This window comes from Microbacterium sp. Nx66 (genome assembly GCF_904066215.1).
In the GTDB taxonomy this organism is placed as follows: Bacteria; Actinomycetota; Actinomycetes; order Actinomycetales; family Microbacteriaceae; genus Microbacterium; species Microbacterium meiriae.
Map to the genome: position 1 here is coordinate 49,872 of NZ_LR880474.1, position 12,195 is coordinate 62,066.

Annotated in this window: 15 protein-coding genes; 6 read left to right on the forward strand and 9 right to left on the reverse strand. The window is 70.2% G+C overall.

Annotation, left to right across the window (positions count from 1 at the left end; translation table 11 throughout):
• The first annotated feature begins 41 nt into the window (after nucleotides 1–41).
• Nucleotides 42–479 (forward strand): SRPBCC family protein, encoded by a 438-nt coding sequence (locus MICNX66_RS00250; protein ID WP_187662824.1) that lies wholly within the window; start codon nucleotides 42–44, stop codon nucleotides 477–479.
• Between the two features lie 15 nt (nucleotides 480–494).
• Here MICNX66_RS00250 and MICNX66_RS00255 read toward each other — a convergent pair whose 3' ends face one another.
• Entirely contained in the window at nucleotides 495–1,316 is an 822-nt protein-coding gene (locus tag MICNX66_RS00255) for a shikimate 5-dehydrogenase (protein ID WP_187662825.1), read from the reverse strand.
• A gap of 481 nt (nucleotides 1,317–1,797) precedes the next feature.
• Here MICNX66_RS00255 and MICNX66_RS00260 point away from each other — a divergent pair, with 481 nt between their 5' ends.
• A complete protein-coding gene (locus MICNX66_RS00260; protein ID WP_017203899.1) occupies nucleotides 1,798–2,004 on the forward strand; it encodes a cold-shock protein in 207 nt (68 codons plus the stop codon).
• 91 nt (nucleotides 2,005–2,095) lie between these two features.
• Here the strand turns inward: MICNX66_RS00260 and MICNX66_RS00265 are convergent, their stop codons facing one another.
• Entirely contained in the window at nucleotides 2,096–2,761 is a 666-nt protein-coding gene (locus MICNX66_RS00265; protein ID WP_187662826.1) for an HAD hydrolase-like protein, read from the reverse strand.
• A gap of 144 nt (nucleotides 2,762–2,905) precedes the next feature.
• Here MICNX66_RS00265 and MICNX66_RS00270 point away from each other — a divergent pair, with 144 nt between their 5' ends.
• Nucleotides 2,906–3,142: a hypothetical protein gene (locus MICNX66_RS00270; protein WP_062637647.1), complete on the forward strand. Its 237-nt coding sequence runs from the start codon at nucleotides 2,906–2,908 to the stop codon at nucleotides 3,140–3,142.
• A gap of 2 nt (nucleotides 3,143–3,144) precedes the next feature.
• On the opposite strand, the gene nucS is transcribed toward MICNX66_RS00270, so the two are convergent.
• A complete protein-coding gene (gene nucS / locus MICNX66_RS00275; protein WP_187662827.1) occupies nucleotides 3,145–3,840 on the reverse strand; it encodes an endonuclease NucS in 696 nt (231 codons plus the stop codon).
• A 35-nt stretch (nucleotides 3,841–3,875) separates the two neighbouring features.
• Nucleotides 3,876–4,727, reverse strand: coding sequence for a GAP family protein (locus tag MICNX66_RS00280; RefSeq protein WP_187662828.1), 852 nt, complete (start codon nucleotides 4,725–4,727; stop codon nucleotides 3,876–3,878).
• Between the two features lie 115 nt (nucleotides 4,728–4,842).
• On the opposite strand from MICNX66_RS00280, the gene MICNX66_RS00285 reads away from it, so the two are divergent.
• Both MICNX66_RS00285 and MICNX66_RS00290 read left to right on the forward strand, forming a co-directional pair.
• Nucleotides 4,843–6,039, forward strand: coding sequence for a sensor histidine kinase (locus MICNX66_RS00285; protein WP_187662829.1), 1,197 nt, complete (start codon nucleotides 4,843–4,845; stop codon nucleotides 6,037–6,039).
• Nucleotides 6,036–6,680, forward strand: coding sequence for a response regulator (locus MICNX66_RS00290; RefSeq protein WP_187662830.1), 645 nt, complete (start codon nucleotides 6,036–6,038; stop codon nucleotides 6,678–6,680). The genes MICNX66_RS00285 and MICNX66_RS00290 overlap by 4 nt, the downstream gene beginning before the upstream one ends.
• Nucleotides 6,681–6,682: 2 nt before the next feature.
• Here the strand turns inward: MICNX66_RS00290 and MICNX66_RS16965 are convergent, their stop codons facing one another.
• The 4 genes from MICNX66_RS16965 to MICNX66_RS00305 form a co-directional block, all read right to left on the reverse strand.
• Nucleotides 6,683–6,811 carry a hypothetical protein gene (locus MICNX66_RS16965; RefSeq protein ID WP_269474808.1) on the reverse strand — a complete coding sequence of 43 codons (129 nt, stop codon included), beginning with the start codon at nucleotides 6,809–6,811 and terminating at the stop codon, nucleotides 6,683–6,685.
• A gap of 58 nt (nucleotides 6,812–6,869) precedes the next feature.
• Entirely contained in the window at nucleotides 6,870–7,229 is a 360-nt protein-coding gene (locus MICNX66_RS00295) for a hypothetical protein (protein WP_187662831.1), read from the reverse strand.
• 14 nt (nucleotides 7,230–7,243) lie between these two features.
• A complete protein-coding gene (locus tag MICNX66_RS00300) occupies nucleotides 7,244–7,864 on the reverse strand; it encodes a hypothetical protein (protein ID WP_187662832.1) in 621 nt (206 codons plus the stop codon).
• A 346-nt stretch (nucleotides 7,865–8,210) separates the two neighbouring features.
• Entirely contained in the window at nucleotides 8,211–9,449 is a 1,239-nt protein-coding gene (locus MICNX66_RS00305; protein WP_187662833.1) for an MFS transporter, read from the reverse strand.
• Nucleotides 9,450–9,509: 60 nt separating this feature from the next.
• On the opposite strand from MICNX66_RS00305, the gene MICNX66_RS00310 reads away from it, so the two are divergent.
• Nucleotides 9,510–10,571 carry a LacI family DNA-binding transcriptional regulator gene (locus tag MICNX66_RS00310; RefSeq protein ID WP_187662834.1) on the forward strand — a complete coding sequence of 354 codons (1,062 nt, stop codon included), beginning with the start codon at nucleotides 9,510–9,512 and terminating at the stop codon, nucleotides 10,569–10,571.
• Nucleotides 10,572–10,584: 13 nt separating this feature from the next.
• On the opposite strand, the gene MICNX66_RS00315 is transcribed toward MICNX66_RS00310, so the two are convergent.
• Nucleotides 10,585–12,087, reverse strand: coding sequence for a hypothetical protein (locus MICNX66_RS00315; protein ID WP_187662835.1), 1,503 nt, complete (start codon nucleotides 12,085–12,087; stop codon nucleotides 10,585–10,587).
• Between the last annotated feature and the right edge of the window lie 108 nt (nucleotides 12,088–12,195).

Below are 12,195 nucleotides of genomic sequence, written 5' to 3' on the forward strand. Positions count from 1 at the left end.
CGACGCTCGAAGCACCCAGGATGGCAGGGAACGGAGGAACCATGGCCACCAACACCCGCGACCTGACGTGCACCACTCATGACGTGTTCCGCGTGCTGGCGAACGGCTGGCTCTACCCCGCGTGGGTGGTCGGCGCGTCCCGCATGCGTGACGTGGACGACTCCTGGCCGGCGGCCGGGGCCCAGCTGCACCATTCGGTCGGCACGTGGCCCGCGCTCCTCGACGACACGACGGAGCTGGTCGAGTGGCACCCTCCGCACCGCGCCGTGATGCGGGCACGCGGCTGGCCGGTCGGCGAGGCGCAGGTGACGATCCGCGCGCGGTCGACTCCGACCGGATGCCAGGTGCGCATCGATGAGGAGCCGGTGAAGGGCCCGGCGACGATGGTGCCCCGGTTCCTGACGACGCCGATGCTCCGCTGGCGGAACGCCGAGACGCTGCACCGCCTCGGCTACCTGGCCGAGGGTCGCGCGTCCTGACCCGGGCTCATCGCCTCACGCTCCCGCCCGCATGAACTCCTCGGCGGCGCGCACCTGCTCTGCGGACGGACGGATCCCGGTGTAGAGGACGAACTGCTCGAGCGCCTGTCGCGTCGCGACCTCGGCGCCCGTGATCACCGTCTTGCCCGCGGCCCGACCGGCGGCGATGAGCGGGGTCTCGGCGGGCAGGGCGACGACGTCGAACACGACTCCAGCGGCGTCCACCGTGGACTCGGGGAAGGCGAGTGCGTCCGCCTCCGCACCCCCGGCCATGCCGATCGGGGTGACGTTCACGATCACGTCGGCGGTGGTGTCTCCGGCCTCCGCGCGCCAGGCGAAGCCGTACAGCTCGGCGAGGGCACGGCCCGCGGATGCGTTCCGGGCGACGATGGTCACGTCCGTGAAGCCGGCATCGCGGAACGCGGCCGCCGTCGCCTTCGCCATGCCGCCCGAGCCGAGGAGGAGGACCGAGGACGCGGGGTCGAGGTCGTTCTCCGCGATCAGCTGCGCGATCGCCGAGTAGTCGGTGTTGTGGGCCGTGAGCACGCCGTCATCGTTCACGATCGTGTTGACGGAATCGATGGCCTGCGCTGAGGGGTCCATGCGGTCGACGAGGGCGATGACGTCCTCTTTGTAGGGCATCGAGATGGCGCACCCGCGGATGCCGAGGCCGCGCACCCCCTCGATCGCCTGCCTCAGATCGGTCGGAGCGAAGGCCTTGTAGATCCAGTTCAGACCGAGGGCTTCGTACAGATGGTTGTGGAAGCGCGTGCCGTTGTTGCTCGGCCGTGCCGACAGCGAGATGCAGAGCGTCATGTCCTTGTTCAGCATGGTCACCGATTCAGGCTACCCCTGCGTCTGTCAAGGTCCATGGCGGGAGATCGCGTCCTCCCCTAGGGTGAAAGTGCATGCAAGGGGATCGATCGTCTACGCCTCTCCCCAGGAGGCGGAGGCCCTCCCCACGGGCCGGACGATCCGTGCATGCGATTGGGCCCTCTCGAGTAGTTCAGTCCCCAATGAACTCCTCGAGAGGGCCGCTCTCCGGCCGGTCGCCACGAAGATTTTTCAGATTTGTCCCCCAAAAGGGGGACAAGAAGCGCGTGGAGGGGTTAGGCTGTTTCTGACGCACCCTCCGGTCGTCTTCGGCCCTCATCGCTCCCCCCGCGGTGAGGGCCACACCATTTTCCGGGCGCGTCCGCTCATGCAACATTTGGATTACCTTCTCGCAACGACTATTCCGCTGGGGGTCCCCTCCACTAGCGTTAGCGATGTCGGTGCACCCCTGCGTCGGCTTCTACATCAGCAGAACAGGCAGTACATGAGCACCCAGGGCACGGTCAAGTGGTTCAACTCGGAGAAGGGCTTCGGCTTCATCTCCCCCGACGACGGAGGCGCTGACGTCTTCGCGCACTACTCCGCCATCCAGTCATCCGGCTACCGCTCTCTCGAAGAGAACCAGCGGGTCGAGTTCGATGTGGCGCAGGGCCCCAAGGGCCTGCAGGCAGAGAACATCCGCCCCGTCTGAGGCGGAAGCAACACCGGGAACTCCCCGTCGGAATCACGCGCAGGCGCTGACCCGGCGGGGAGTTTCGTCTTCCCTGGCGGCCTCGGGCCGGTCAGGGCAGGAGGAGTGCGCGCAGCTCGTCGACGGTCGCGACGCGGAACGCCGCGTCGTCGCCCTCGTGCGGGTCGCTGAATCCCCAGCCCACGAAGATCACGGGCACGCCGTTGGCGAGACCGCCCTCGACGTCATGATGCCGGTCGCCGACGAGGACCGGGCGGGAGGTGTCGGCGCCGAGTTCGCGCAGCCGTCGCAGCGCCTCGGCGACGATGTCGGTCTTGGAGGCGAGCGTGGCCTCGTCCGGCGTGGCGCCCACGGTCGTGAGGAACGACGGCCGGAGTCCGAAGTGATCGACCAGGGCGTCGACCTGGTTCTCGGGCTTCGAGCTCGCCGTCGCCTGGGGGACACCCGCCGCGTGCAGGTCGTGGATCAGCTCGGCGACGCCCGGATACGTCTGCACGTCGGTCGTGTACCCGTCGGCCTTGCCGAGGGTGCGGTAGAACGCCACGGCCTCGGCCGACTGCTCCGGCGTCATCCCCGCCTGGTCCTGGAAGGACTGGAACATGGGAGGACCGATCCAGTGCACGAGCTCTTCCCGCGTCGGCGCCGGGTGGCCGAAGTGTGTCAGGGCGATGTTCAGGCGACGCAGGATCCCGACCGAGGCGTCGACGATGGTCCCGTCGACGTCCCACAGCACACACGAGTAAGGCGAAGAGGGCATGCCTCCAGCCTAGGGTCCCGCGAACGGGTGCCCGCCCGTCCTGCACAGGTGTGCACGAAACGGGTTTATCCACCGAACACGTGAACACCCTTCACGTCGACCTATAGTCGTGACAGCGGCGGGATCACGGGTGAGAATGGGGGCATGTACGTGTCGGTGGAAGTCATCACGATGCTGGCGACGGCCGCGACGACTCTCGTCGCGATCATCAGCGGATTCGGCTGGATGATCGGTCGGATGGACACGCGGTTCGCCGCGATTGACGCGAGGTTCGCGATCCAGGACGCGAAGTTCGACCGGATCGAGCACGAGCTCACCGAGGTGAAGATCGCGATCGCGCGGCTCGAGGGTCCGCAGCCGCGTCTGGTCTCGACGCGCTGAGGTCAGAAGAGGCGGGGGATGCCCGACTCGATGCCCTTCATGTCGTCGTAGTCGAGCACGAGGCAGCGGATTCCGCGATCCTCGGCGAGGACGCGGGCCTGCGGCTTGATCTCCTGGGCGGCGAACACGCCCTGCACCGGGGCGAGGTGGGGGTCGCGACCCAGGAGCTCGAGGTAGCGGGTGAGCTGCTCGACGCCGTCGATGTCGCCGCGGCGCTTGACCTCGACCGCGATCGCCACGCCGTCGGCGTCGCGCACCAGCAGGTCGACCGGGCCGATGGCCGTGGGGTACTCGCGACGCACCAGGGTGGCACCCTCGGCGACGCGGTCCACCTGCTCCGCGAGCAGGCGCTGCAGGTCCGCCTCGACGCCGTCCTTCTGCAGCCCGGGGTCGATCCCGAGCTCGTGGCTGGAGTCGTGGATGACCTCGTAGATCTGCACGCGGAGGGCATCGCCGGTCTTCTTGTGGGTCACGCGCCACACTTCGACGACGCCGGCGCCGGCTTCTTCCTCGCCCGGGTCCTCGGTGGCGAGCACGCACGGCGGGCTCATCCAGTTCAACGGCTTGTAGCTGCCGCCGTCGGAGTGCACGAGCAGACTCCCGTCACCCTTGTGCACGAGCAGGCGGGTGGCGAGCGGAAGATGGGCGTTGAGCCGACCGGTGTAGTCGACCGAGCAGCGGGCGATGACGAGACGCACCCGACGAGCCTACTTCGTCGTCGCCGTGGTCGCGGTCAGAAGATCGCGCCGAAGAGCCCGAGCTCGGTGGCGGCCGACCGGGCGATGAGGAAGCCGATGATGCCGATGATCCAGGCGGTGTTCTCCGCGCCCGTCCGCTCCATCCAGGCGGCGAAGCGCTCCAGCGGCCGCTGCACGAGCGGGGCCGCCACCAGCCGCAGCACGAGGAGCACGACGGCCGGGGCGATCATGAGCGCACAGTATCCGGCCAGGGACAGGATCCGCAGCGAGGTGTCGACGCCGGCGTCCGCCAGCATCGTCATCGCCACGATGTAGGGGAGCATCGTCACGACCTCCACGAGGCCGGCGGCGATGGCGACGGCCATGACCGCGAACCCGCGCGTCTTCGGGTCGAGCAGCCGTTCCCGCCAGCGGGTGATCCGTCCGGGCCGGGGCGCGGCCGTCGCGGCGGCGGCGGACGGAGCGGGAGGTTGCATCTGCGCGCCCGATGCCGACACGGGGTCTCTGCCCGGCATGCCGGGATCCGGCGTCGCGACGGCGGCCGTGGGCGCCCCGCCCGGCGCTGCTTCGGCGGGCTTCGTCGGCATCACGAACGCCGTGACGAGGAGGGCGGCGCCGACGACGAGGCGGGTGATCATTCCCGCCGGGGAGCTCAGGAAGTCGGAGGCGACGTCGACGAGGTTCACCAGCCCCCACAGGAAGAGGAGTCCGACCACGAGATAGAACACGGCGATCGTCGCGAGATAGAGGAGGATCCGCCCGGCGCGCACACGCCCGGGGTGCAGCAGCAGGAAGACCGGGATGAGCAGTGTCCCGACGCTCAGACCGTCGATGAGCGCGAGCACGGCGAGGGAGAGGGGCAGCGGCAGCCCACCGAAGAGTTCCATGCCTTTACGATCCCGACCCCTGGGCGGACGCGGATCGGGCGAAAGTCGGGGTCGTTCAGACCCCCTCATCCTTTGGTCGGATGCGACGGAGTGCGGGCCGTGGTTGCATGAGGGCATGCACGATCCGGCCGACGGAGGGCCCGCCGCCTGGTACCGGCGGCACCGATGGTGGGTGGACCCCGTCGGCATGGCCGTCCTCGCGACGATCATGGCTGCTCTCGGGTTCCACGGGATCTGGGGCCCCTTCTCGCTGCTGCCCGAGGACGTCTCGCCGTGGGGGGCGCTGGTGCTCGCCATCCCGGCCTGCGCTCTGGCCCTCGGCAAGCGTCGGCACCCGTGGACCGTGCTGGCCCTCGTCACCGTGCTCTTCGTCGCCGACCTTGTCACCGTCGGCGGCGTCGGGACGCTGGTGGTGCTGCTGGACGTGCTGTGGACGGCGGCCTTCCTCGCCGGCCCGCGTGGGCGCCGCGTGCTGCTGGTGCTGCTGGGCACGGCGACCATCGCGCTCTTCCTCGCCGCCCTGCTCTTCTCGGGGGCAGAACCACCGGTCGCGCTGCTGTTCGGCGTGCAGTTCGGAGCGATCTTCGGCACCGACTACTGGTGGGCGGTGGCGGTGTCGCAGGCGCACGAGCTGGCCGAGCTGCACCGTCAGCGGGCGGAAGACGCCGCGGCGACCGCCGCCAAAGACCGGGTGCAGGCGGTGCAGCGCGAGCGGGAGACCATGGCCAGGGAGTTGCACGACGTGGTGGCGGGGCACGTGATGGCGATGGCCATCCGGGCCGAGGCGGCGCTCGCTGCTCCGCCGGACCGGTCCGACGACCGTGCCGCGCTGCAGGCCGTGCGGGATGCCGGGCTGGACGCGCACGGAGCCCTGCGCACGATGATCGGGGTGCTGCGCCGCGGCGACGGCGCGCTCGCTCCGACGCCGGGGTGGGCCGACCTCGACCGCCTCGCCGCCGAGGCCCGGCGCTCGGGGCTGGACGTGCGGCTCGCCGTCGACGATCCGGGCGCGCTCGGCGGGGGCGGGGAGCAGGCGGTGGTGCGGGTGGTGCGCGAGGCGCTGGGAAACTGCGTCCGCCATGCCAACGGGGCGGTGGTCGAGGTCACGATAGGCCCGGCCGACGGGGCGGCCAGCGTCGCGGTGCGGTCGCGAGGCGGGGCGCCGACCGCGACCGCCGGGCAGGGCGGCGACGGGTGGGGGCTGCAGATGCTGCGGGAGCGCATCACCGCCCTGGGCGGGACGTTCCGGGCCGGACCGGAGCCCGACGGCTGGCTGGTCGAGGCACGACTGCCGGTGGAGGTGCGGGCATGACCGCGCCGACCGTGCTGCTCGCCGACGACCACGGCGCGATCAGGGCGGGCCTGCGCATCATGCTGGAGACGCACGACATCGCCGTGGTGGGCGAGGCGGCCGACGGGGAGGTCGCGGTCCGCAACGCGGCGGCGCTCCGGCCGGACGTGGTCCTCATGGACCTGCGCATGCCGGGACGTGACGGGGTCTCGGCCACCCGCGAGATCGTGGAGCGCGGACTGGGAGATGTCCTCGTGCTGACGAGCTTCGACGAGGATGAGCTCGTGCTCGCGGCGATCCGCGCCGGGGCCGTCGGCTTCCTCCTGAAGACCGTCGACGCGCCGACCCTCGTCCAGGCCGTGCGTGCTGTCGCTGCCGGAGAGGGGGCGCTGGACCCGCGAGTCACCCGGCGTGCGCTCGCCGCGGTGGCGGCGTCCGCCTCGGAGCCGCCGCCGATGACGACGTTCGTGCTCCCGGAACTGACGCCGCGGGAGCGGGACGTCCTCGACGGGATCCTGCAGGGGTGGTCGAACGCCCAGCTCGCCGCGCGCCTGAAGATCTCGGTGCCGACCGTGAAGACCCACGTGTCGAACGTGCTCACCAAGCTCGGGGCGCGTAGCCGGTCACACGCGGCCGCGTTGGTGCGCGGTGTCGAGGACTGAGGTCAGCGCTCGGTGGTCGGAACCGCTGGAGCCTTCTCCTCCGTGCGGAGCGGCCGGGCGGCGCCGGAGAACAGGCCGGAGAGCACCACGAGCGCGACGAGGATGAAGAGCAGCGAGGCGCCGATGCCCACAGGGCGGCACCCACGGGGTCTATCGCGTGGAAGCAACGTGGCGCTGAGCTATGACCACCTAAGTCTGAGCGTTGGAACGGTCAGGTTCTCCCGCAGCGGCGCTCGGCTCGCTCTTGTAGCCCCTACTCACAAGGAGGACACGCCGCCAGTACGACTGGGCGAGGAACACGGGGTCGTCTCGCCGTAGGGAAGCCCCTACCATCACGTTCGTAACGAACAGCGCGAGCACGAAGATGGGCCCGATCCACACAGCCCGCGCGCCGATGATGAAGCCAGCGATGACGACAACGCTCAGGACCAGGAGCCCCGCCACCCGACCCGGCCAGCGAAACGGTCCCACCGCGGTCGACGCGAAACTGATACCCACGCTCGCTCCGAGAAGAACGGTGAGGAGATAGATGATCGGTTCGTTCACCATCAGCGGTTCTCCGTTCAACACTTGACCCTCCAGATTACGCCGGGGATCGGGGCAGCAGTGAAGAACAGACAAGTCTTGGGATTCTCCCCCTGCGCAAGATTCGCCTGCGCCACAGGAAAGACCATCTGAAACAGCTCGTCCCCGCGGACCTCGTACCGAGTGGGGACGGCACGCCCGTCCGCATCAGTAGCCCAAGGAGCCGCCACCGGGACCGCGTCATTCTGACCGTCGATGAAGATCACTTCCCCGGTATCGGATTGATAGGGCTGATACCCGTCCATCCGGTAGCCGAACTCGTGAGCACTATCCGCGCTTCCGATCACCGTTTGAATACGTGTAGACCCGTCTTCGAGCGTCTGAACGGTGACAGCATCATTCGAGCCGTCATCGGCGGCATATACGACGGTCCCGTCGGCAGCAACAACACCAGCATCAACCGGAAGCTCGTCAGGAAGCGCGATACTCGCCGCCTGCTCTCCGTCCGCGGTTGCCCTTGTCACGATGACCTCATCTTCTGATGACAGCGGCACGGAAGACTCAACATCACCAACAGTCGTCACAAGCTGACCAGCAACAACCTCGCCCGGGCTGGACAACTCCGTCGATGGCGCAGCGGCTTCGATCGTCGCAGCCACCACTTCAGCGTCATCCACTGAGTCATCCGCCCCATAGGCCGGTGAGACCATCGGCACCGCAAGCGCAGCAACCGCCGTGAGAGCGCCAACAATCCCCAGCTTCCTTCGCAACATCGCATTCCTTTCTGGCGCCAACGCGAAGGCTGGCGCGGAGCCACGGTAAGCAGCCCCCAAGGGCACTGTCTGTCCACCATTCGGGGGACAGCCTCTTGAGCCCCTGAAAGGACGCGCTTCGTCACCAATATGAAGCAGATACAGAACTGGAATACGGCCCCAACGCGGACAAGCTCGGGGCGCGTAGCCGGTCACACGCGGCCGCGTTGGAGCGCGGTGTCGAGGACTGAGGTCAGCGCTCGGTGGTCGGAACCGCCGGAGCCTTCTCCTCCGTGCGGAGCGGCCGGGCGGCGCCGGAGAACAGGCCGGAGAGCACCACGAGCGCGACGAGGATGAAGAGCGTGTTGAGCAGCCCGATGTGCTCGCTGATGACGCCGAGCACGGGAGGGCCGCCGAGGAACGCCACGTAGCCGATCGTCGCCGCCGCACTCACCCGTGCGGCGGCCTTGGCCGGGTCGTCCGCCGCCGCCGACATGCCGAGGGGGAAGCCGAGCGACGCGCCGATGCCCCACAGGGCTGCGCCGACGAGGACCAGCGGCAGTGTGGGCGCGAGGATGAACAGCAGGATTCCGGTGGCGGCCGTCGCGGCCAGGATGCGCAGCACCAGCACCCGGCCGAACCGGTCGACCAGCGGTCCGCCGAAGAGGCGCACCACCGTCATCCCGACGGAGAACACCGCCAGGGCGACGGCCCCCGTGCCCTCCGCGAACCCGTGCCCCTGCTCGGTGCCCAGGGCGATCCAGTCGTTGGCCCCGCCCTCCGCGAAGGACATGCCGAGCATGACGGTTCCCAGCAGGTAGGTGCGGGGTTCGCGCCAGGCCTCGAGGGCGGTGTGCATCCGCTGACGGAACGGGGGCTTCTCGTGGTCCTCGGGGTCGAGCGCGGCCTCGCGCACCGGCACCTGGAAGAAGCAGACGACGGCGATCGCGGCGATGAGGGCGCCCATCGAGACGGCGTGCGTGCCGACGTCGACCTTGAGCGCCGCGGCGAGGGCGCCGATACCGGCGCCGAGCACGGTGCCGAAGCTGAAGAACGCGTGGAAGACCGGCAGGATGGTGCGGCCCATCTGCTGTTCGATGGCGGTGGCCTCGACGTTCATCATCACGTCCACGCAGCCGTTGCCGAAACCGAAGAGCACCATGCCGACGAGCACGACAGGCACCGACCCGAAGACGGTGGCGCCGAGGCCGACGAGCGCGATGCCGGTCGCGAACGTGAGCATCGCCAGGAGCATGCCGCGTCGCGCGCCGGTCCGCGCCATCACCGCGGGGCTGGTGGAGATGCCGAGGATGGACGCGACGCCCATGCCGAGCAGGATGAGGCCGACCTGCGCGTTGTCGAGGTCGAGCGCCTCTTTGATCCCCGGCACGCGGGAGGCCCAGGTCGCGATCGAGAGGCCGCTGGCGAGGAAGATGGCGAAGATCGCGGTGCGCCAGCGCACGAACTGCGAGCGGGTGAGGGCGGTGTCCATGGCGGACAGCCTATCGAATCGATTCGACCTTCGGTGACGGAACCGGGCTATCCTCGGAGTATGACCAGGGAGACGCCGCGACGGCCCACGATCGCCGATGTGGCTCGCGAGGCGGGGGTCGCCACCTCGACCGCGTCCGTCGTCTTCAGCGGCAAGGCCAAGGTCGCACCCGCCACCCGGGACCGGGTGCTCGCCGCCGCGACCGACCTCGGCTACACCGGCCCCGATCCCCGCGCCGCCTCCCTCCGGCGCGGGCGCAGCGGCATCGTGGCGGTGGTCCTGGAGGGACATCTGCGCGCGGCGTTCCTCGATCCGGTCACGACCGCGATGATGGACGGCCTCACCGACGGCCTGGCCGACCTCAGCGCCGGGATCCTCCTCATGCGCGACGAGCCGGGCGAGGACGGCTCTGCCATCGCGAGCGCTCCCGTCGACGCCGTGGTGCTCATCGGATGCTCCGGGCGCACCCGCGCGTCCCTGGAGATCGTGCTCGGACGCGGTCTCCCGGTCGTCGTCATCGAGGGCGATGCGGGGCTCGATGTGCCGCGCATCACGCTGGACAACGTCGCCGCCTCCGCGGACATCGCCCGTCACGTGCGCGACCTCGGTCATCAGGACGTCGCGCTCGTCACCCTCTCGCTGGACGCGGAGCGCGAGCGCAGCCTCATCACGCCGGAGCGGTTGGCGAACGCGACCGTCGACGTGACGGTCGACCGTCTCGCCGGGATGCGTGAGATCTTCCCCGACGCCCCGGCGATCTCGGCCTCCGGAAGCCTCATCGACGAGGGCATCCTCGTCGGCCGGATGCTGCTGGCCGATCCCGCCACCCGGCCGACCGCCGTGCTCGCGCAGAGCGACCTGCTCGCCGTCGGCGTGATCCGTGCCGCGGAGGAACTCGGACTCCGTGTCCCCGAAGACCTCTCGGTGGCCGGCTTCGACGGGATCCCGCTCGACGGCCTCGGCGATCTCACCCTCACCACGAGCGTGCAGCCCGCGGTGGAGAAGGGCAGGGCCGCCGGGGAGCAGGTCGCCCGGATGCTGCGCGGGGAGCCGGGCGTGACCCAGGACCTGCACTGCGTGTTCCGCGCCGGCACGACGACCGCACCGCCCCCCTCGCGCTGACAGCGCGCACCGGTCACGAACGCGCGGGCCCGAGGGGAAGCGTCGCCGGCGCGTAGTCGAGGATGCGGTACCGCCCGCACTCGACGAGGGCGGTGGGCTCCGCGGTGGTCCGCAGGTTCCACGGCACGGTCTGCGTGTCCTCGACGAGGAACGACACCGCACCCACGGCGAAGTCCCGACGATCGACGAGCCAGGCGTAGCCGTGCAGCTCGTGGTCGACCTGCACGAGCCGGGCGGGATCCGACGCGTGCAGCTTGGGCAGTCGGATCGTCCAGAACTGTCCCGCACCGGTGCGCCCCGACGCGTCCACCCAGTCGGTCACGCAGGCGAGATCGCGGTCGGGCGCGCTCGCCGCCTGCACGATGCGCGGCACGGCCGCCGCGCTGCCGACGAGGAGGGCGATGGCGACGACGGTGGGGACGACGCGAGTCACCGCGGCTCGCGGCATCCGGACGCGCGGGAGTGCGACGAGGGCGAGGATCGGGGCGAACACGAGCGGCTGCAGGTACCGGGCCGCGTGGGTTCCCGCCGCGATGCCGCCGACGATCACGAAGAGCGGGAGGACCCAGGCTGCCATCGCCACGAGGCGGATGCCGCTGTCCGACGCGTGCGCCGTCCGCACGACCGCGAGCACCGTCAGCGTCAGGATGACGACCGCGGCCAGCACGCCGCCGGGGGTGGACAGGCGCTCGATCGCGAGTCCCGCGTAGTACTCGACGGCGTGGGCCCACTCCGAGGGCTGCACGTAGCCCGCGCCGGAGTTCGCGATCCATGCCGAGAACGGAATGCGACCGAGGAAGCCCAGGGCGCTGCCCGCGACCAGGGCCCCGATCAGGGCCGGCGCGTGACGCCGGACCGGGGGCGCAGCGAGGGAGACAGCGCCGAGGATCAGGGAGAGCGGCACCGTGGCCCATGCGGCGAACAGCGGATTGCTCATGGTCGCGACCGCCGCGACCGCACCGAGGGCGATCACCGGCGTCACGCCTCCAGAGGTGTCGTCGAGGACGCGCCGACACAGAGCCACGGCGAGGAGCACGCCCACGACCGTGGCCGAGTAGTACGTGGTCGTCAGCATCAGCGACGCGAGCTCGAGCGCGTCGCGCGACGTCGACGACTCGGTGAGGATGAGGAGACAGAACGTCGCGAGGGCCGCGACCGACCAGGCGACCGGCGCCCGACCCTCGACGCGCCGACCGGCGGCGAGGCGGATCGTCCCGTAGAGCGCGAGCACGTTCACCACCGCGTTGGCCGCCAGCACGCCGTCCACGTCGAAGGGCAGCACGGCGTCGAGGGCCGTGAACACCGCGATCTCGGGAAAGAACAGCACACTGGACATCGCCCAGTCGCCCCCGCCGCCGTCCAGGATCGATCGGGCGACCAGAGCCACGATCAGCGAGTCCCCGTCGTCGAACATCAGCGTCGACCGGGGTGACGACGCCAGGTATCCGACGACGATCAGCGCGAGTCCCAGCGCGGCCGCCCACCCCGCCAGCTCCCGCCCCCGGACCCGCCGCATACGACCACTCTGACACGCGATCTCGAAGCTCGCGGAGCCGACAGGCGCCTCGGCCCGGTAAACTGGACGGACACCGCCCGCCTGAGCCGTACGGCCGACGAGCCCCGA